Source organism: Deltaproteobacteria bacterium CG11_big_fil_rev_8_21_14_0_20_42_23, from assembly GCA_002796345.1.
In the GTDB taxonomy this organism is placed as follows: Bacteria; UBA10199; UBA10199; order 2-02-FULL-44-16; family 2-02-FULL-44-16; genus 1-14-0-20-42-23.
In genome coordinates, this window is record PCXC01000081.1 from 101,095 (window position 1) to 120,868 (window position 19,774).

Sequence of the window (19,774 nt, forward strand, 5' to 3'; positions counted from 1 at the left end):
TAGAATTTTTAGACGTCTTGAAGAGGAGGAAAAGAAAGCGTAAACACCGTTCCCTTTCCTTCTGTGCTTGTCACATCAATTTCTCCACCATGCTCACGAATAATGCGATAACTGATAGAAAGCCCAAGGCCAGTACCTTTGCCGGGAGCCTTTGTGGTGAAGAAAGGATCAAAAATACGAAGCAAATCTTTTTTTGCAATACCAGAACCTGTATCCGCAATTTGAATGCGAGCTCCACCCAGTTTATTTTTTCCAAAACGAATACTAAGATCGCCACCACTGGTCATAGCGTGGCAAGCATTGGTCATAAGATTTAAAAAAACTTGCTGAAGCCTATCGGGATGTCCAAAAACACTTGGTATATTTTCGTCACTTTCAAGTTTTAGCCTTACATTCAAAGCTTTCATTTCGCCGGAAATAAATGGCATCACTTTACCAACAAGTGCATCCAGTTTTATTTCTCGTTTGTCACCTTCTTTGGAAACACGTGAAAAATCGAGCAAGTCTGCAACGATCTGTTTGCAACGTTTTGCAGCTTTTTCAACTTCTTCTAAATCTGGTTTCATGTTGTCATCATCATTCAGTTCACGAATCAAAAGTTGGGTGAGTGCCAAAATACCACCAAGAGGATTATTAATTTCATGCGCTACTCCACCTGCCAAAATTCCAATCGCCGCCATTTTTTCTTGTTGCACCACTTCACCTTGAAGCCGCTTTTCTTCTGTGATGTCGCGGTAAGAAACAATGGCTGAATCGTGAGTTCCGTTTTCACTTTGATAGGGATAAGCCGTCACTTCAAATTCACGATCATGAACAGCTTCTTCAAGCGACTGTGTAAACACCTTCTGCTCTGCAAGCGAAGTCTGCAAAGGACATCCTGGGCAAGGTGTTTTTCTGCTTGCAAACACTTCGTAGCATTTTTTCCCGGAATAGGTTTTGATGGAGGCATTGCTTACTGCGGCAGCTGAGGTATTTGCCCGTTCAACCGTATAATCTCTGCGCACAATGTGCACCGGAATAGTGATGGCGTCGAAGGTGGATTCCCACATGTACTTGCCGCGTGAAATGATACCTACAAGTTCTTCAAGTTCTTGAACGCGTTTTGTGAGCTGAGGAAGAAGCTTTTTGAGCTCCTCAGGTGAAAGAGTTGAGAGTGATTCTGCTGTGAGAGATGATAACGCTAAGCCCATTCGCATATTCCCTTCTGATAAGAAAAAAGGACGGAGTTAAGCCGCAAAGAAAGACTGGATAAGCAAAATCTGGTATCGCGCACTGTAAAAAAGAACCCCCATTCCCTTACAAGTATAAAAGTCTACCCCATCATAAAAGAAATGACGAGTAAAAATTTTGACGCTTTTTATAAGGTACTGTTTTCAGCTTGGTTTTTGGGGATATGTGAAAGGGGTTTAGAGGGTATGGGTAATGGGGAGAAATCTACCCACTCACTCCGTAGCAACAGCAGAATTATTATAGGGACGAATTCTTTGCAGATAGGCTTCACTGCATTGCCAATATTCTCCATCGCTGGAAGATTTGCACACCATTACCTGAGGGCCTTTTTTCATTCTTGTCACCATGGTTGAATCTGTTGGTTCTACCATCGCAAATCGCTGCACCACACTACTGGTTAAAAGATTTCCATTATAAAAATAAACGTGCGCCTCTGAGTTATGCGCTGCTTTCTGCTTTGCAACAGCTTCCAACCATGCCTGAACCTGAGGGTCGTTAGCATCGCCGGTGATGAGGATCATTTTTCTGATACTTTTTATATCGGTAATAATCGTCGAACCTTGGATGCTTGTTTCATCTAGAATTTCGACATATTTTTTTACTACTGCAGAAAACTTATGTTGCGGAACTTCAACCTGCTGCACTTGCTTTTCAACTAGATCAATTTCTTTCACCAATGCTTTTTGGTTGTAAGGACCTTTTGTATAGCTTTCCCGTTCAAACCAATAAACATTCACTTCGCCACGCATATGCTTGACTAGCCCTGCAAATGTTTTTCGTGCATCAACCTCAGATGTACCGTAATTTTTCTGAACAAACTTATCATCCATCAAAACGATAACGGGTTTTATTTTTTCATTGTTTTTATAAAAACGTTCGATAAGCGCATTGAAAAGTACTCGCATTCTTTTGCTGTTTAGGTTCGCTTTGCTTCCCGCAAGGACAAGGCTTGGAGTTTTTTCTCCGCTATGAACATACTCGTTCGCTTCAGCCATACTGGTGATGTGCACAAATCGAAAGGGTTCGTGCACGAAAGTATTCCAAGCACCAAGTTTATAGGTGAACCTAAGCTGAAAACTGCCAGCTGAAATTTGGTCAGCTTTTTCAACAAAGGGTTTGAGCTCATCTTTTGTTCCGTGAAACCAAATATATTTGCGTTCGGTAGTTTTTCCATACACTTCAAATTCGTCTTTATTGCGCCGCACCATATCAACATAATCCTGCGAAGCAGCATCTCCAAAGAAAAGATAATGGCTTGTATCCATACCTCGTCGATGCGCATTTCCTTCCACTTCCAAAAACTTTCTTAAGGCCTTCGCATCCATGTGCAAATAACCATTCACATCTGGGTAGTTCTGATATTGATTCACTAAAGCAGTATCTGGATATGCAACGCTTTTTAGAATTTCTACTCCCTTAATGGTTTGCCGAAACAAAACCGCTTTAGCCGCAACGGGAAGCTCAGGAATGTTGTAACGCGCGGCAAGTTTTCTGCCAGCTTTGTCTAAAACCAAATAAGGAATTTCCTCTGCGTTCTCAGGTTTTAGCGATTTGATAATCTCATCTTGCTTTGCTGACGATCCCATAACCACAAATGAAACGCCTCTCGCCAAAACATCTTTTATGCTTCGTTCATTTAACGCTGTAGGAAGAACAACTGGTTCTGTGAGCGTTTCCACCTCATCAACTTTCTTTCTCTTAAGGTCAGTTATTTCAGGAAACACAATTCCTGCATCACCACCTTGATGATAACGAATAAGAACAAAACCCTTTTCCTTTTCCGGAACTTTAGTAAGCACATGCAATCGTGCTAATTCATCAAACATCGCTTTATGCGTGCTTTTCTCCACAATGTAATAAAGGGCGTTAGGGTAAAGTAATTCATGCTGGAGAAGAGACAATGCATCAGTAAGACCTATCTCACTAATGCCATTCACCATCAGAATAACAGCTGTGGTTCCCTCTTTGGGAGTAATCATTTCATCATGAAGTGCTGGAGTATATTTCCGCGCGAGAGGCACACCTGAACCTGGAGCCGTTTGAACAAACAGTGTTCCATGAGCAGATCTTATGTACTGAGAAGGATGAGTGGCATCATAATGCGGAAAAACATCTTTAAATTTTTTACCTAGTATTTGAGTGAGTGTGGCTTGTTCATTTGGATTTAAAAAATAAAATTTCGCTTTTCTTGGCGCTCGTCCAAAAATTTTATCTTCATGAATTCTCAAGTCATCAGTACTTCCCACAAAGAGAATAATATCATCATCACTTGGTTTGCGAAGAAGACTTAGTTGTGCCAAGCCAAACTCTTCAAAGTGCCGCGGAGTTTCCAAAACTCTTGGCTGCAGATGATGAACTTTTGGGCTGCCTTCGGCAAGTCCAATTCGTTTCTTCACAATCTTCAGCAACGCACTATATGCTTTGGGATCAATACGATAATAGTGCTTTGAATTACTTATATTTCCATTTTTAATCGCAGTTTTTAATTCTTTCTCGGATCCTACAAAAAGAATGAGACCATCTTTTTCCAAATCTTGAAAAAATTGCTTTAAGTTCGAAAGGCTTAATTCTTGAAAGGCATCAAAACTTTTTTGGTTAGGACTTTTTGGCTCAAGTGAAAATGAAATGCCTTCATGTTTTGTTTCTACCTTCAATTTTCTCAGCACGATGGTTGCCAAAGAAGATTGAGCTTTGCTATCAAGAAAATAAGTTGGAATATTTTTTGTAGGAACAATGGAGCCATCGTCAATTTTAGCCTGCAATTGCGCAGGCATTCCTACAAAAAGCCAAATTGATTCGCGCGGATCAAGAATCTCACGAAGATTCGCAAGACTCACAGCTTTCATTTCTGGAAAAATTTCACTTTGGCCCGGTTGCGCTTCATTAGCTTCTGCTGGAACAAACGCATCTCCCTCTGCTGCACCAGCATCAGCCGGAGACGGAGCGTCTTCGTCGCCTCCGCCGGCAAGCTGAGCCAATACACGGGGAAGAAAGTGGAAAATATTTGAAATCATGCAAAAAAAATCTCTTTCCGAGGCGCTGTCAGAACAGGGCCCTCAAAAAGAGAGTCATCGGCTGAAAATCAAAAAAGTTGTGAAGTTTTTCTTGGATTTCTTATGGAAAAAGCAAATATTTAAAAAGTTCAGTGTTTTCAAAGGGAAAGAACTATGCTAGGCATACAAAGCTATGAAAAAAACTCCTCTTTTTAGTCTCTTTTTTGTCATTCTTTGCTCGGTGCTGTTCAGCTGTTCACGCGCCTCAGAAGAGAAAACAAGTGCAGAAAAACCGCAAGGCCCCATCAGCGTAGAACAATCTGAGTTTGCGCCAAGCCTCAAAAATCCACAAGAAAGCAAAGGTTCGGCTAACAAAACGGCCGCAACCCCTCAAGCTCAACGTGAACAAGCTGAAGAAACGCCAGCTCCGGCATCGCCTCAAGAAACGGCGGAACAAACTCCACCTGCCCCGCAAGAAAAAGCAGAACCCAGCGAACTAGAACAAACTCCAGTGGCTACGCTTGAACCCGAAAAAAAAATGGCAGACCCTAAAGAAATTGGCTCCATCTCAGCACCACGTCTAGACATCGATACCACACAAGAAATCACTGCGCCTGTCGAAGTTCCTTCCACTCCCATTTTGCTCGAAGCAAAAACACACCTGGCAATTCTCATTGATGCCTCGGGAAGCATGGTTGCACCCTTCACTTCTAGCTCGAGTTCAAAATTGGAACTTTTAAATGCCTCGCTTCTCAGCGTTCTTTCAGAGGTAGAAGCCGAACAAAATGATTTCCCGCGAAACATTGCTATTTCCAGCTTTGGAAATAAAAGCAGTGCCGATGAAAACAACTGTAAAGATTTTGGCACTTTGCTTCCACTTGGAAAAATTGACACAAGCGTTCTTCAGCAATCACTGCTCTCTCTTAAACCACAAGGCATCTCTCCCATTTCTCATGCGCTTGAAGAAACTTTAAAAACGTTTCCAAGCGATGGCGTAGACAAAGTCATTGTGCTCATTGCCGACGGGGCTGACACCTGCAATCAAAATATTTGCGAGTCGGTTGCAGAGTTTAAAGAAAAATATGGCAATCTTCAAATAAACGTCGTTGGCTTCGACCTCTCCACTGACGATCAAAAGCAACTTGAGTGCATCGCCTCTAAAGCAGACGGAAGTTTTTCACTTGTCCGAAACGAAAGCGAACTCATTTCATCTTTAGATCAAGCGATTAATTTTAACGTTCCTTACAATTTGAAAATTTCCGTCAAGGCTGGAGAAACAGCTCTTCCCGGCAAAATCACTGTTTTCAAGGCTGGCTCGGAAGTTCCATTGCGCGAAGAAACAAGTTTTGGAACAAAACTTTTGGAATTGAATCCAGGCACCTACGATCTTCTCATCGAATACTCACAATCCTCCGAAGCAAAACTGCCTTCAAAACTTATTAAGGGAGTAGAAGTGTTAGCAAATTCAAAAATTGAGCAAATGATCAATTTTGATTTGGCACCCATTACCCTCTCAGCGGTTTCTGATGATGACAAACCCGTTGCAGCTCGTTACGAATTTTTTAAATCTGGGCAAAAAAGTCCCGTTGCTCAAATAACTGCACCCGCTCAAAGCAAAACCTATTTTCTTACCCCTGGAAATTATAATATTGTAGCCATGAAACAAGACAGCGGACCCGAGCATTTTCTGCTCTCCGAAGAAAATGTTTCCCTTGCTCTCATGAACCCGGTTGAAAAAGTTTTCCGCTTTCAACGTGGAAGCATTGCTCTGAAAAACATCACTTCTCAACAAACCTCTCTTCCTTTTCTCTTTCGTATTTATGATCAAGAAAAACCTGATCACCTCATTGGCTCCGGTGCCCTCCCCGCTGAAGGCGGCTCCATACAAGTGGCTCCGGGGAAGTACTCTCTTTTACTGATTGGGCAAGATCCAAAGCTTCCGGCAAATCCAAGAACGCGCATTACAAATGTGTTGGTGGAACCTGCAAAAACAGTTGAAGTAAATGCGCTCTTCCAAATGGCAATCTTGCAACTTCACGCGCAGAACACTCAAAATGAAAATTTAAAGGCAAGCTTTAAGCTTTACGAAAAAGATAGTGGCGAACTTCTTACCAGCGTAGATTACAACGGAAAAGAAACTACCACGATTGCCATCCCTCCTGGAAATTATGATATTCTTTCTACCCTTACGGGAGATTTTCTTGAGCCAAAGCCAAGCGTTCGTTTAAAAAATGTTACGGTTTCCGTTGAACAACCAGCAAATGTAAAAGCACTTTTCACTCTAGGAACACTACGACTTCGCGGTGAAACTTCAAAAGGCAAAACCGTTACCACAAAGTTTTTTCTTTTTAACAGCACCGAAACTGAAGCTGTACTCGAAACTCCTGCAAGTGAGGCTTGGGTAACCCTTGCCCTTGTGCCAGGCACCTACGATGTAAAAGCTGTAGACTTCAATGCCAAAGAAGATGACACAAATGAAAAACGCCATGTTTGGCTTCGAGACGTAAACGTAGAAGATGCAAAATCCATTAGCCACGAAGCTATTTTCACTGCTGGAAAACTTCGCATCATCGGCAGAGGCCCAAATGGAAAGCTCATCAACTGTACCTTCAAGGTTTTTCAGTATGGCGCAGACAGAGAATTGATTAATGGCGAAACAGGCGACGATTGGAAAACCTTCGAAATTGATCCTGGCCGTTATTATCTTGAGGCAGCTTACGTAGATAAAGAAAATTCAGTTGTGTTGAAAAAATGGATCAACTTAAAAATTGATGACAACGAAATCGTTGAAAATGTACTTCGTTTTTAGTGCATGCATTTATTCGTAGCGAAATTCTTCTCTTTTGCCTTCATAATGTAAAACCTGATACAAAACAGGATTAATTCCAATTTCTATTCTGTTGCTAGAAGTATCAAGTTTCGTAGCAACGCTGTCCGAAACAAAACCAATACGCGAAGTTCCAAACAAAAGATCACGGACTGCAGCTGAAACATCCAGTTGTTTTTTCAGAACCCCCTTACCTGGAACATAAAGCCATTCTTTAGAAAAGGAATCTAATCCAATCTGCAGTTTACCTAACACCGTTCCTGTAAGGAGTTCCCCTGGAATCTGTGTAGCATTCGTGCCGGGAATGGGATCCAAAAAGATTTTTGTTTTCTCCTGCATAATTTTAAGAGGAATTGTTAAACTTGATGCATCTTCTGGATGAATCGAAAGATCGCCAAGTTCAATTCCCATCAATAGCGAAAGTTCTGCACTGATAATCTGCCCTTCTTCAACAGAAGAAATTTCCGGCCGCATTGATTTTATAATTGGCTGGCCATGGCTATCGTAACGCAAGCTCACTGATCCATCTTCATTTTTATCATATTCAAGCGCGTAAAAATCTACACGAAGTCCAGAAAGTTGGAGTTCAAAACGGTGTTCATCTTTTGCCTGTAACCGTGGAACATGTCTTGTGTCCATTCTAAATCGCAACAAAAGTGGTTGATCCTTTTCAAGGTAGTTTCCTTCAGAAAGTGAAGTGCCAAGCAATTCTAAAACACGAGGTCTCAGTTGACAGAGGATTGCATCTTCTTTTTTGATTTCTAAACCCGTATCACCACATCTCTCGGAAAGCATTACTCCATCTGCATTTGTCAAAACATCATTGTGAAGATTCAACGTATCTTCAGGATAGTGTGCAGTGAAGGAAAAGAGAAGTGCATTGATGAGATCGAAACCAACACTTGCTGAAAGAGCTTTTTCGTGTTTTCCCTCAGACACATTTTTTGCAGAAGAAATAAGAATTCCCTTTTTATTTTTTCCATTTGCTTCAAGTGAAAGATCAACCGGCACATAAATACCATTTGCATGGAAAGCAAATTGTTTTCCCAATTGAAAGTTGAGAGGAATTGAAAAGTTTTCTTCAAGAAATGAAAGCGGTAGAGAAATGTTTGAATTAATTCCGTTGTACATAAGACCCGTCATTAATTGTGATCCACTACAATACATTTGTTCATTGATTGTTTCAAACACTTGGGTACTTATAGCAGCTGTCTGCGAATCAAGCGCATTTAAAGCCCTACATATTTTCAACGTGTTCCCTGAAGTTTTTTCTTCTTCGCATCTGATTATATGCCTATATTTTGTTGCATCGCCCAAATAGTGATCTGGTGTAAGTGAAGAAGGTCGATTGTCGCAATAAAGTTTGCTTCTAAAATCACAATCGTCTTGAGGAGCATTCACCAACACATACGCTTGTCCATTGCTGTCTTTTTTGTTTTCAAGTTGCAAATCTAAGATAATCTTTCGAAATGAAATAAGCATGGGCAAGGTGATTTGTTTCCCCTTGTTATCAACACTCATGTTTACACGCACTCGCAAGCGATCGATATTTACTCGAAAAGAAAATTCATTTTCTGAAAAATCTATATTTTGAATTTCAATCTTTTCCATTTCCGGAGCTTCACGCAACGAAAAGACATAAGGACTTTCTTTATCGCCAGTCGCACAACGAGGAATCATGGGCATTTCCTGCTGAGTCTCATTTTCGTCTTGCAGATCTTCGTCACCATCAACATCGTTTTGAACAAGCGATCCTAAAAGTGTTTTAAATTCATCTGAACGAAAATAATTGCTTAAAAGTGGCTGAAGTTCTGTTTCAATAAAGTTGGATTTAACAAACAACGAAGCAGCATTTTCAATTTCATATCGATTTGTCTTGGAGTGAGGAAGCACAAGTTCTCCCCACGTAAAGGTAATTGTTTTTCGTTTATTTCCCTGAACAAAGGAAAGAACATTCACCCCAACTTGTGGTGTAACAGTAAGATGATAAACACCGTTACTGTTCGCGCGAATTTCTTTTTCTTCTTCATGATTCACCTGAACTGTGACAGGAATATTTTTATCTGCAAAACGAAATTCATATTTTATTTCAGGAAACAAATTTGATGCATAAAAATCTCTTTCTTCTGGAGAAATAAGTTCAAACTCTTTTGCACCCGCTTCTCTATTCACCACAAACGGGCCAAAGCTTAAACAGGCATTCTCTTTTTCCAATGCAGCGTTACAAATATTGAGGGTAATATTATTTTCACCAGCCTGCAGAGGCACACCAATTATGTATTTCCCGTCTGATTGAGCGGCTTGATGAACACACTCTATATTTTTACTTTGTTGATCATCCTGATAATTTGTATTTCGTGCTACAACTCTTACACCAGCAGTTGCTGCTCCAATAAAATCACAGTTCGCACAAGACCCCAAAAGATCCGCTGTGATATTTAAATGAGTTGACTGCTTTAAAGCTTCACTCTGCAAAGAGGGTGAAAAAGAAAGCTCCACTTTCTCTTTCTCAATCGGAATAACTCGGCTGATTCGGATTTGCTTTTGAACATCTCCCCCATCAGAAAAGCTAGCATGAGCCACGACAGTATAAGGACCAAACGTATCCAGCTGAAGCGGAAGTAAAAAATATCCATCATCAGTAAGGCAAATTTCTTGATCCTGAGCTCTACTCTCATCGCAGACATCACGAGATTCAAGCTTATCAAAAGTTGATGTTTCACGGGTGTAAGCATTTTGGAGTGAAATGGAAAGACCAGAGAACCGTTGCGTTAAATCTACCTTTCCCTTCAGCAGATACACACTCTGAGTGGTTCCGCCTGAAAGGTATTCTACGCATAACTGATCGCTACTGTTTTGACAGTCAACTATCGGTAGAGCACTTGGCACAATACAATTTGCATCGCGCACAAACGCTTCATCATTGCTCGTTTCCGGCTGGTCTTCATTTTCCACATTTTCATTTGTGCCAACTTCATTATCCACTTCTATCTCTTCGCTTAAAAGTGAAAAGCTGCTTGTCGATGTTTTCACCTCATCACCAATAGCATGCTGATTCCACCATTGTTTCAAAGTGGAAAAAGCGTCCAACGCCAAAGCCTTTCGTTCCAACTGAAAGAATGAAAGGAGGCAAAGCACAAAAATAAGAAAAACCTTCCGAAGTTTCATAGCACCTCTTTTTCGTCCCCTACTCAAAAAAGTTGCGTAAAAAAAGAGCGCCTGCATCAAGATCCATAACGCACAGCATTAGCGGGGTGCGGCTTGCTTGTCTGTGCGTTCTCATCTTTAAACGCTTCCCTTACCTTGGCCATGAAAGAAAAATGAAATTGTAGCAACTTTTTAAATCAGCTGCCGATAAGGACAGGTATCGTAGCAAGGAAATACCTATGAAAAAATTGTATCTTTATAATTTAACTGGTCTTTTTTTCGCCCTTTCACTCTTCACTTCATGTGCTGGCGAAGACAAAGACCTGCTCTTTTTTCCGCCACCTGTGCTGGAAACACCTGCGCCGCCTAGCGCTAGCGCTGCCAGTGAAAAATCGTGCGATGTTACCTTCACTTCTCAGCTTTGCGTGAGTATTTTGGGTGAGAACATTTCTGTTGGTGTTGATGAAGGCGAGGAATTGTGCGCCGAGGTTGCTGGTTTCCCACTGCACATCAGAAATGGAAAAATCAGTTTAAAGGGAAGTGAATTTCCGGATGTTGAAGTTTCTGGCCACGGCCTTCCCGCCCCAATCACCCTCAATGGGAAAGGCAGTGACTCTGGAGAAAATAATATTGGCGAAGGTACCATTGATAATGCTGGGAATATCACCATCAACAACTTTTCATTTTACATTAACGTCTTAAATGCTTCGGTTGAAATTCCAGGATTCACGCTCACCACAGGTTCAACATCGGCCCTTGATTATCTTCCTGCCATTTCTGGTCATTCTACCGATGGTAGTGGAGCGATAAAGCTTGTCATGGCTAAAACCCTTGGCCACACTATAGATGCGGCCGATGAGTTTTTGCTTGGAGCTTCAATGCAAGCAAGTTTTACAGGAACGGTGAACCCATCTTTAGGTGAATGCGGTGATAAAGATGCTCCGAAAGCACTTGAGGTAAAGCAAATCACTTTCAATACTGATGGCAGTAAAACTGAAGCAGCTCTTCCAGACGGAAACAAATTAAATATTTCAAACGGAACATACCTCTCTTCAGATACACACCAAGTAGGATCAAAATATGAAAGCTCAGCTCATTTTAGAATTCGAAATACAAGTTCAAAGTCGGTGGCCATAAAAATTCCTGCAAGAAAAGGAAGTTTTCTTTTTCATTCAGATTCCAGCTTAACTACAGAGCTTGCATCAAAAAAATCTCTCTTTCTTGATGTCACCTTTCGACCAAAACAAAACGTTGCTCTTCCGGGCGAAAATAAAGAAACCCTTCTCATTGGCACCGAGCTTTTTGAAATTACTGGTATTGCCTTGGAAGAAAGTGGTGATCTCAGTTTAGCCGAAGTAAATGATGATGGTTCAATTGGAAGAGAAAATGTTCAGGAACTTGAGCTTGGAAATGTTGATGTGGTTACGAGTCCACAACGTGGATTTTTTAAATGTGAAAAAATAACCTGCAATGACACTGAAATTATACATCAGTGCACCACCTGCGGAGATCCTTCTCAAGAAGCATGTGAACTTCTGCCTATAAGCACAGAACAAACACCTCTGGGAGAAGTAGATGCAGACTGCAAACCCTTACGACCTCTGGAAAAACCACTCACTGTAATTGACATAAATGAAACTGGAAAAATATCTCTTTCTTCTCAGCAAAGTATTGTTGCCGTAAGAAATCTTGGAACAAAAAGTATTACGATTACAGAAGTAACCGTTGAAGCCCTTAGTGGAACACATGCAAACGGCGAATTTACTCTTCTTCCCGGATCCATTTTTCTTGCTTCCGAATATGCCGAAGCGCAGAAAAAAATAAATGAGCTCACCCAGCAAAGCAATGTACGATCTGCACTTCCACTCTCTCTTCCTCCTTATGAAAAGGGAAGAAATGAAGTAACCGCTTACATAGCTATATTGTATCATCCAAAAGATCTTCGCGGAAGCAACGGAAGTGAAGCTGGAATTGGAAGCAGCACTATTGATAAAGCAAAAATTACCATCAAAACTGAAGAAGACAAAAATAGATCCGTCATTGTTCAAGGAAGTACTTCTCTTTTTTCTATCCCCGCGCTTGAGCTTTACATTAAAGATCCACTTTCTCTTAAGCAAATTGCTCATAATCAGGCCTATCCCTTTTCAGGCATTACTCAAGAGATTGAAGATATTTCAGTACCACTTTTTCTAAAACTTTCGGACGCTGCAGCTTCTCCCACTCGCATCACGTCTATTACTATCAGTGGAAATGATGCTGATCATTTTGAATTATTAGATACAAAAGAAAAAATTGATTCCGTTCAAACAGTGGCGGGAAAAAAACTGCATTGTTCCATCCCTTCTTTCGATCCAAATTCTGGTGAACTTATGAGTGAGTCCTTCGATCTCAAGCCAGTAAAAATCAATGCGCCTGGCTACGATCTAAGCCCTGGGGAATATACAACAGAAAACATGCCGCTCTTTGGATGCATTCGTTTCAAAAAAACAAGTGATTCAACTCAAAAATCTTTTGAGGCAGAACTTACGGTAAACGCAATTGAACTTGATAATAGCAAACAGCCAGCAAGAAATGCAGATGGATCTCCAAAAGAATCTACTCTCGTCATCAAGTTAATGGCTGCTGTAAATCCTCTGAAGGGAAAAATGGTTTTTCGAATTACGCAAACTCTTTCAGTGATTTTGACAGGTGACAATTCAATTGTAACTGGAATTGATGCTTATAAAGAAATGAAAAAAAACATTGATGCTGGTCGCGCCAAAAAAAGTGATACACAAGTTTTTCTCAGCTCTGTTCTCTTGGACCCTTTCGATGAAATAACAATGAAAGACAGTTCTGGAGAAGAAATTCTTTCCATCCCGCAAGACGGCATTACTGCTGTATTTCGCGCCGTTGACAATCATGTGGTTGATTCAAAATATGGAAATGAATTTTTGTACGATTATATTAATTTTCCTTTTGATGCTTCCAGACCTGAAGGACAAAAAGGTATTTTTGAAGATTATCCAAATGTTCCTGAAGACACAAAAGTGAATGGCTGGCGCATTTTCACTTCTGCCCTTTCCTATCCGGGTCCTCTTGCAGAAAGAGAAGACTTGCCAAACTATCCATCCGAATGTGAAATAGTAGATCCTTGTTCAAAAGAAGGATTTATAAAATACACTAAAGCTGGTATTGGCAGCGATGGGAAAGGTGCTTGCGCGTTTTTCTATGCAAGCGCTGGAAAGTTTGACAGCCCTGCATTCCATGCTGCAGATGAATTACCGGGCGGCATGTACCAACGCATGTGCAATCAAGTAAATCAAAAACAAAATATTCTAGATGTAAACACTGGTCGCTATCAACTCAACGGACAAATAACATTTGAAGAAATTGGCTTTAGGTTATTCGGTCCAAATTTTGTGCATATACCAGCTCCCTACGGACCTGTTCCTGGCGCAAAGGAGTTAGATGAAATTTTCCACACTGCGTTCACAACGGGAACGTTGAAACCACAGGAAAATGCTGAAGAGCCAAACGTACTTCCTGATGAGCACATCGATATCAGTAAAAAAATGTACAAGATTAACTTGGATGACAAAAAACATGTGAATCCACCCATTTGCAATAACAACGTCAGCAATAGACGTTATGGAAATATCACCGCCAGCAGCTGGAAATACTTGAAACCTTACATTTCTCTTGATGAGGAAGGCGAAAAACCAGCGGGATGTCCATCCGAACCTGGAGAAAACTATGCCGGCGGAACCGCATTTTTACACGGTCTCCCGTTAGACCCTGATACACACAAAATTAGTTTTGTCACTGCCGTTCGTTTCAAATCATCACCAGAACTTACTTTTGTTTTTAATGATGTCATGAACTTCTTCGTTCTCAATGGCTGGATGTGTGATCCAACTGGAAGCGAAGAAAACTTTGAAGGCGAACGTTGCTATGATGTTGAACTCAACGATCGTGATGCAAGCACTCAAGTTTCAATTTTGGATGAATAAGGAAAAAATATGCCTCCAAGAATAAGCGATACTATTGGCGTTGAATCTAGCGGAAGTTTAAGCTCTCCAATAGGAACCATTGTAACACCAGACGGTGATGCGGGGAAGAGTCTCAAGCTTGCCATCAGTGCAGCTGAAAGCATTTGGGAACGTTTTAGCCTTGGCGTCAACTATACAAACGAAACCCTTCACCTTAAAAACCATACCGACGTTGCAGCTCAAACAACGCCTGTAGATTATTCTGGCTTTTCTCTTTCTGTGGGAAAACGAGAAATATCAACACTTTCCCAAGGACCACTTCGCGGAAGTTTTTTTTCTGGTCAGCAAACCAATATTGGTTATGCTGATGCGTGCATTTCAGATACGTCATTTACCTTTGAAGGTGAATCCATCACAGCAGATGCAAGTGCATGTGAAAAGCTATTGCGAGAAAGTTCTACTTCATCTTTAGGGTACCGCTATTTCTTCGATGGTGGACTCAATCTCTCTGCTCAGCTTGGATTTGAAATTGGCGTTGTGAAAAATCCTGACAATGAAAAAGTTGGAGGCAATAGTATTTTTGCAGCCATAACCGCAGGCGTAGCTGTTGGATATAATTGGGGTGAAGCAACAAAATCAAACAAGCACTTTGTTGGTCCACTTGAAATGAGTTACGACATTCTCACCTTTCTCTTAAATGTAAGCCTACAAGATTCCATCAACAAAGTCTTAACGCAGCAAAATGAGTTTGCAGCTCCTGTTGCCGAAGGTGGAGCGAGCAATGAAAATTCGCCTCAAGATGACGTTCCTCTTTTTTTAGGCGTTCTCTCTTATGCTTATGTGCCAGCATCAAACACTGCTCAGTTTATTAACGCCGAAGGAAATATTCGTTTTGTTTATCCTGCCTTAGATTTAGCTGCGGCAGCTTACTTTGCAGCCACTGCAGATGGTTCAGTTTCCAGCAAAAGCATTGCACTTGGACATGCCGTGGATGCTGCGGGCAAACTCGTTTACACAGTACTTCGTCTTGACACTGCTGCAGAACGAAAGCAACAAGAAGCTGATGAGCTTGATAACGCATTTGTAAATGCTGCTCTCATTCGTTTTGCAATGAGAAGTGGTCTCTTTGCACTTGGCGTTGCAACAGATTCGCAAACCTTACGAACACTTCCCATCTCTGTTGCAAAGCAAGCTGATCCGCGAGAAGAAAATTCACATTTCCAACTTGGATATCGTTTCACTTCCGAAGGTGCAAACCTTGCGTACATTGGAACAAGATCTCCACTTGGAAAAAAACTTTACATGGAAGCAAGGTTAGCCAGCCCTCTTCTCACTCCCGGAAATCTCGAATCAAGAGTAAGTGAAGATGAACCGCTGGAAAACGCAAAAACTCCAACAGCCGTTGAAACTGAGCTTGGGTTTAGGCATTCTGTTGGAGAAAATGCAGATCTTTCTGCAGGGGCACTCATCGGAAATATTTTCGGAGACAAAAACAACTCTGCTCTTGCTGGAGTTTCCGCCGGACTTGAATTGTACTCAAGAGATTTCCCAATCGGCCTTGTTCTACGTGCCGCATGCAACATGGATTTCCCGTCCAACGACACCAACTGCAATCTCAACACTGGCATTAGCTTTCGGTAATTATACCAGATTGAGGACATGCCCTAAGAATACAAACCATTCGTAATAATATACACCGCCACTTCAGTATTCACCAAATCGCGAAACTTTTGATTTTTTGAGATGCGTTGACGGATATCGGTGGAAGCAATATTTGGAATCTCAGAATCTTCACCTCGCGGCACAAATACCACCGGCACCAATTCCTTGATAATATCAAACTGATGCCATCTGCTTGAAGCGGCCTCGTTGTCGCTGCCCGCAATAAGCTGAAACTGTACCTCTGGATATGTTGCCTGCAAATGCCTGATAGTTCTGAGCGTGCGGCTGGTGCCTCCAAGTTCACGTTCGATATCTGAGACCTTGATGTGGTGATTGCCCAAGCTGTTGAAAGCAAAAAGACACATTTGATAGCGAAGTTTAAACTCAGTTAATTTTTTTCCAAACGGGTGCTCGAAACAAGGGATCACCCAAATTTCATCCACAACATTTCGTTCTAAAAGCCAGGTACAAATGGAAAGATGACCAAGATGAGGTGGATCGAAAGATCCTCCGAAAAGACCAACTCGCTTACGTTTGCTGGATTTAAAGATCATGAAAGCTTCCTTGTTGCGTTAACAGTTCGCTCGTACTAGCGTACTTTGCCATGAAACTCAATCGTGTTCTTGTTATTCATAAAGGCGCATCACTTACAGAAAGCTCAAAACTTTTTTCTCGTGTTGAATGGCTGAAAAGAAGACGTCAACATGAGACAAGTTTGTACGAAGTTCTACAAGCTCTTGAAGCTTCTGTAAAGCATGTGGAAGTGATTGACCGCGAACATCTTCGACATATTCCCAGCTATGTTGATCTCATCGTCACAGTAGGCGGCGATGGAACTGTGCTTGCTGCTTCGCATGCATTGAAAGACACTCCTGTTTTGGGCGTCAACTCTATGCCGGGAATTAGCGTGGGGCATTTTTGCATTAGCCATTCCGACAAACTTAAAGCCGTGCTCGATCAGATTGCGAACGATAAAATAAAACCAAGTTTTCTTCCTCGCATGCAAATACTATCAAACGGAAGACCAATCTGCACTCCGGTGCTCAACGATATTTTATTCACCAGCAACTCTCCGGCTGAGTCGGTGTATTATTGGATTCAGGTAGGAAGAAAAAAAGAATTCCAACGCGGTTCTGGTCTTTGGATTAGTGGCGGCCCTGGATCTAGCGCTGGATTTAGCTCTGCGCGCGGCAAGTCTTTTTCAATCACTTCAAATGTAATCAAATATTTGGTGCGCGAACCCTGCCCACTTCCCAAAAAGCATTACAGTATGTTAAAGGGCAGCATTTCTCCACGGGGGCAACTCACTGTCACTAGCGTCAGCGAAGGTGGTACGCTTTATGTGGATGGCAGCATTCACTGCATAGGCCTTAAAGTAGGGCAAAGTTTTTCGGTGACCGCATCAGACCAGCCTCTTCCCATTTTTCTCAGCAAAAAACAGTTGGGCCGTTAAGCTACGGTTGAAGCGGCAACGTTTCTGCAGCGGGGAAACTCTCCACACCTTGATGAGAAGACGAAAACGAACTGAGGCGTTCATCGATTCTGCCAATACGTTTTTCGGCTTTGGTGTAAGCGGAATTTGCATGCGCAATGTGAGTGCCTATTGTGGTGAACTCGGCAGTAAAGCGATTCACCTCCGTGCGAATACGTTCCATGTCTTTCAAAATATCTTTTGCAAAACGTTCAACACGCATTCCCTTCAAGCCAAGCAAAATGGTATTGAGGTAGGCATAAAAAGTGTTGGGAGAAACTGCTATAACATGTTTTTCCATAGCATAAGCAACAAGCGGCTTGCTTTCATTAGTTTCGTGATCTTTTGCGATGATTTCATAATACACATTCTCGGCGGGAATATACATGAGGGCAAAATCAAAGGTGCCCTCTCCTGGCCTGATATATTTTTTTGAAATATCGTCGATGTGTTTTTTCACATCGGTGGCAAATTGTTTTCTCAAAAGCTTTTGCTGGCTTTCTTCTGTAGCTGAAAGTAATTTTTTAAAGTTTTCTAAAGGAAATTTTGCATCAATGGGAACAATGCCATGTGCAGTTTTAATAATGGCATCTACGCGCTCACCATTAGAAAAACCAAATTGCATTTCATACGATTCTTGCGGCAACATTTGCGCCAAAAGATCGTGAAGAAAATGCTCGCCTAAATTTCCGCGCAACTTTGGAGAACGCAAAATTTCTTGCAAGCTGGCAATATCTTTGCCCACTTCGGAAACTCGCTTGGTGGCTTCTTCCAGCTTCATCATGCGGCGTTCAAGCTCAGAAACCACGCGCGCTGCATTATCAAGCCGGTCGCCAACGGTTTTGCCCACTACATCAAGCTTGGACCCCATAGAGTGATTGCTCTGCTGAATGTGCCCAGATTGCGTTTGCAGAAACTGCGTCATGCTTTCGCTGCTGCCAGCAAGTTTATCGCGCACCGTCGATTCAAATTGCTGAAACTGTTGCGCCAAAAGCGTAAACTGCTGCTTTACGCCTTCATCATTTTGCATTTGCTGTTCGCGTTGTTTTTGTTGCACAAACAAGAAAGCCGCAGCACCCGCAAGCGCCAAGGCTATCAACCAAGGAAGAAATGTAAGAAATGTCATGGAGAGGATGTATACAAGGGAGCGTTCACTTGGCAATGAAAAAATGGTTTTGAAGATTTTCTTCTTTAGTCAACTAACTCTACATCAGGATTGAAGCTGTAGATAATAGGAAAATGGCCACTTGATTGAGGAGAAAATTGTTCATGATCTCCACCAATATTTCTGCCATGGAACAAATGAACTTTCATCTCTTCTGTGAGAGGAACAGAAAGGGAAGCATGCCCTGCGAGATGTGTTTTTATTTCTGTAATCATTACTTCAGCTTTTTGTTTTGCGACACCATCTTTGCTCAACGCCGGAACGGCTACTTCATTCTCATCCAAATAACTTATTGAATCTCTTGTAGCAGCTTCATCCAACTCAAGATTGAGAATAGTTGTTTTCTCGTTCAGCCCTTTTTCACCAAGTGTATAAGTGTATTTTAAAGTCACTGAACCTGTCATTCTATTCTTCTTCGCAAGCCCCATTACAAAATCTCGCACTTCTTTCGTGTGCTCAAGGTATAGTTTTTGTATCTCAACTGAAACTTCACTGTGTTCAGAGAGAGCCTCATCTTCTCTTACTTTACCTGTAAGTGGATCGTGCATTTTCAGCTCACCAAGATTTGCTGTTGCTGCATGAGCTGCTGGAAGAGAGGCTTTAAAGGCTGCCATGTCAATACGGACTGCCTCAGCCTTTCTTATGAGTGGTCGTGGAGCGGAATCTCCTTCAGGAAGTGTTGTGGGAGCTGGAGTGTCAGCAAGTGCTTCACTAAGTTTTTGTGAAAACTCTGGATCTCGTTCCAAAATCTGTAAACCACGCAAGCCCGCAAGAACATCTCTTTTTTTATCCGCTTCTGGTGCATCTTCTACAGCTTCGGCATGAACGCGTTCTGCAGCTGCTTTGCTTGCTGCATCAGCGGCAACTTTCGCAACTCTAGCTTCTTCGGCTTTTTTGTTGTTTTCAGCTAATGCAAGACTCCCTTTGTGCTGTTTTGAAATCGTATTAGCTTTGATATCAAGACTCACAACTAAAGCTTTTAGTTTTTTATCACTCGCAAAGTCACTGCCTGTAAGTTGTTTTACAAGTTCGGCTTTCTTTTGAGTAAAAGCTTTATAAGCTTCAGCAAGTTTTTCTGGATCGGCTGAGAAGTTTTTTACAGCTTGCTTATATTCCTTTTCAGCCGCAACAAATGCAGCGCTTGTCTCGCGCATCAATGTATCTTTTGCCTCAGCAGCTTTTGCTTTGGCGTCTGCAACTGCAGCCTCTTCAGCTCTTTTTGCAGCGCGTTCTGCATCTACTTTTGCTTTTTTAGCCTCAGCTACTTTGGTTTTCGCAGCAGCTAGATTTTTTTCATGTGCACTAGAA

The 19,774-nt window shown here is 41.7% G+C and carries 10 protein-coding genes; 4 read left to right on the top strand and 6 right to left on the bottom strand.

The features are described 5' to 3' along the window. Positions 1-8: 8 nt before the first annotated feature. Positions 9-1,196, bottom strand: coding sequence for a hybrid sensor histidine kinase/response regulator (locus COV43_09645; GenBank protein PIR24658.1), 1,188 nt, complete (start codon positions 1,194-1,196; stop codon positions 9-11). Between the two features lie 246 nt (positions 1,197-1,442). Further along, entirely contained in the window at positions 1,443-4,244 is a 2,802-nt protein-coding gene (locus COV43_09650) for a hypothetical protein (protein ID PIR24659.1), read from the bottom strand. Between the two features lie 172 nt (positions 4,245-4,416). Between COV43_09650 and COV43_09655 the strand changes: the two genes are divergently transcribed. Beyond that, positions 4,417-7,032: a hypothetical protein gene (locus tag COV43_09655; protein ID PIR24660.1), complete on the top strand. Its 2,616-nt coding sequence runs from the start codon at positions 4,417-4,419 to the stop codon at positions 7,030-7,032. A 9-nt stretch (positions 7,033-7,041) separates the two neighbouring features. Here COV43_09655 and COV43_09660 read toward each other — a convergent pair whose 3' ends face one another. Next, positions 7,042-10,218, bottom strand: coding sequence for a hypothetical protein (locus COV43_09660; GenBank protein ID PIR24661.1), 3,177 nt, complete (start codon positions 10,216-10,218; stop codon positions 7,042-7,044). A 218-nt stretch (positions 10,219-10,436) separates the two neighbouring features. Between COV43_09660 and COV43_09665 the strand changes: the two genes are divergently transcribed. Together COV43_09665 and COV43_09670 are read left to right on the top strand one after the other, a co-directional pair. After that, positions 10,437-14,189, top strand: coding sequence for a hypothetical protein (locus COV43_09665; protein PIR24662.1), 3,753 nt, complete (start codon positions 10,437-10,439; stop codon positions 14,187-14,189). 9 nt (positions 14,190-14,198) lie between these two features. Beyond that, positions 14,199-15,809: a hypothetical protein gene (locus COV43_09670; protein PIR24663.1), complete on the top strand. Its 1,611-nt coding sequence runs from the start codon at positions 14,199-14,201 to the stop codon at positions 15,807-15,809. Between the two features lie 23 nt (positions 15,810-15,832). Here COV43_09670 and COV43_09675 read toward each other — a convergent pair whose 3' ends face one another. Beyond that, on the bottom strand, positions 15,833-16,384 hold the full coding sequence (locus tag COV43_09675) for a hypothetical protein (GenBank protein PIR24664.1): 552 nt from the start codon (positions 16,382-16,384) through the stop codon (positions 15,833-15,835). A 50-nt stretch (positions 16,385-16,434) separates the two neighbouring features. On the opposite strand from COV43_09675, the gene COV43_09680 reads away from it, so the two are divergent. Continuing rightward, complete coding sequence (locus tag COV43_09680) at positions 16,435-17,283, top strand: hypothetical protein (protein ID PIR24665.1); 849 nt, start codon at positions 16,435-16,437, stop codon at positions 17,281-17,283. A 1-nt stretch (position 17,284) separates the two neighbouring features. On the opposite strand, the gene COV43_09685 is transcribed toward COV43_09680, so the two are convergent. Beyond that, complete coding sequence (locus COV43_09685; GenBank protein ID PIR24666.1) at positions 17,285-18,463, bottom strand: hypothetical protein; 1,179 nt, start codon at positions 18,461-18,463, stop codon at positions 17,285-17,287. A gap of 29 nt (positions 18,464-18,492) precedes the next feature. Next, positions 18,493-19,774 (bottom strand): hypothetical protein (locus COV43_09690; GenBank protein PIR24667.1); only part of this gene is annotated, 1,282 nt, incomplete at its 5' end.

Bases quoted from the DNA above. Each gene is read 5' to 3' on its own strand.
- COV43_09645 (PIR24658.1), bottom strand. From the start codon at position 1,196: ATGCGAATGGGCTTAGCGTTATCATCTCTCACAGCAGAATCACTCTCA.
- COV43_09650 (PIR24659.1), bottom strand. From the start codon at position 4,244: ATGATTTCAAATATTTTCCACTTTCTTCCCCGTGTATTGGCTCAGCTT.
- COV43_09655 (PIR24660.1), top strand. From the start codon at position 4,417: ATGAAAAAAACTCCTCTTTTTAGTCTCTTTTTTGTCATTCTTTGCTCG.
- COV43_09660 (PIR24661.1), bottom strand. From the start codon at position 10,218: ATGAAACTTCGGAAGGTTTTTCTTATTTTTGTGCTTTGCCTCCTTTCA.
- COV43_09665 (PIR24662.1), top strand. From the start codon at position 10,437: ATGAAAAAATTGTATCTTTATAATTTAACTGGTCTTTTTTTCGCCCTT.
- COV43_09670 (PIR24663.1), top strand. From the start codon at position 14,199: ATGCCTCCAAGAATAAGCGATACTATTGGCGTTGAATCTAGCGGAAGT.
- COV43_09675 (PIR24664.1), bottom strand. From the start codon at position 16,384: ATGATCTTTAAATCCAGCAAACGTAAGCGAGTTGGTCTTTTCGGAGGA.
- COV43_09680 (PIR24665.1), top strand. From the start codon at position 16,435: ATGAAACTCAATCGTGTTCTTGTTATTCATAAAGGCGCATCACTTACA.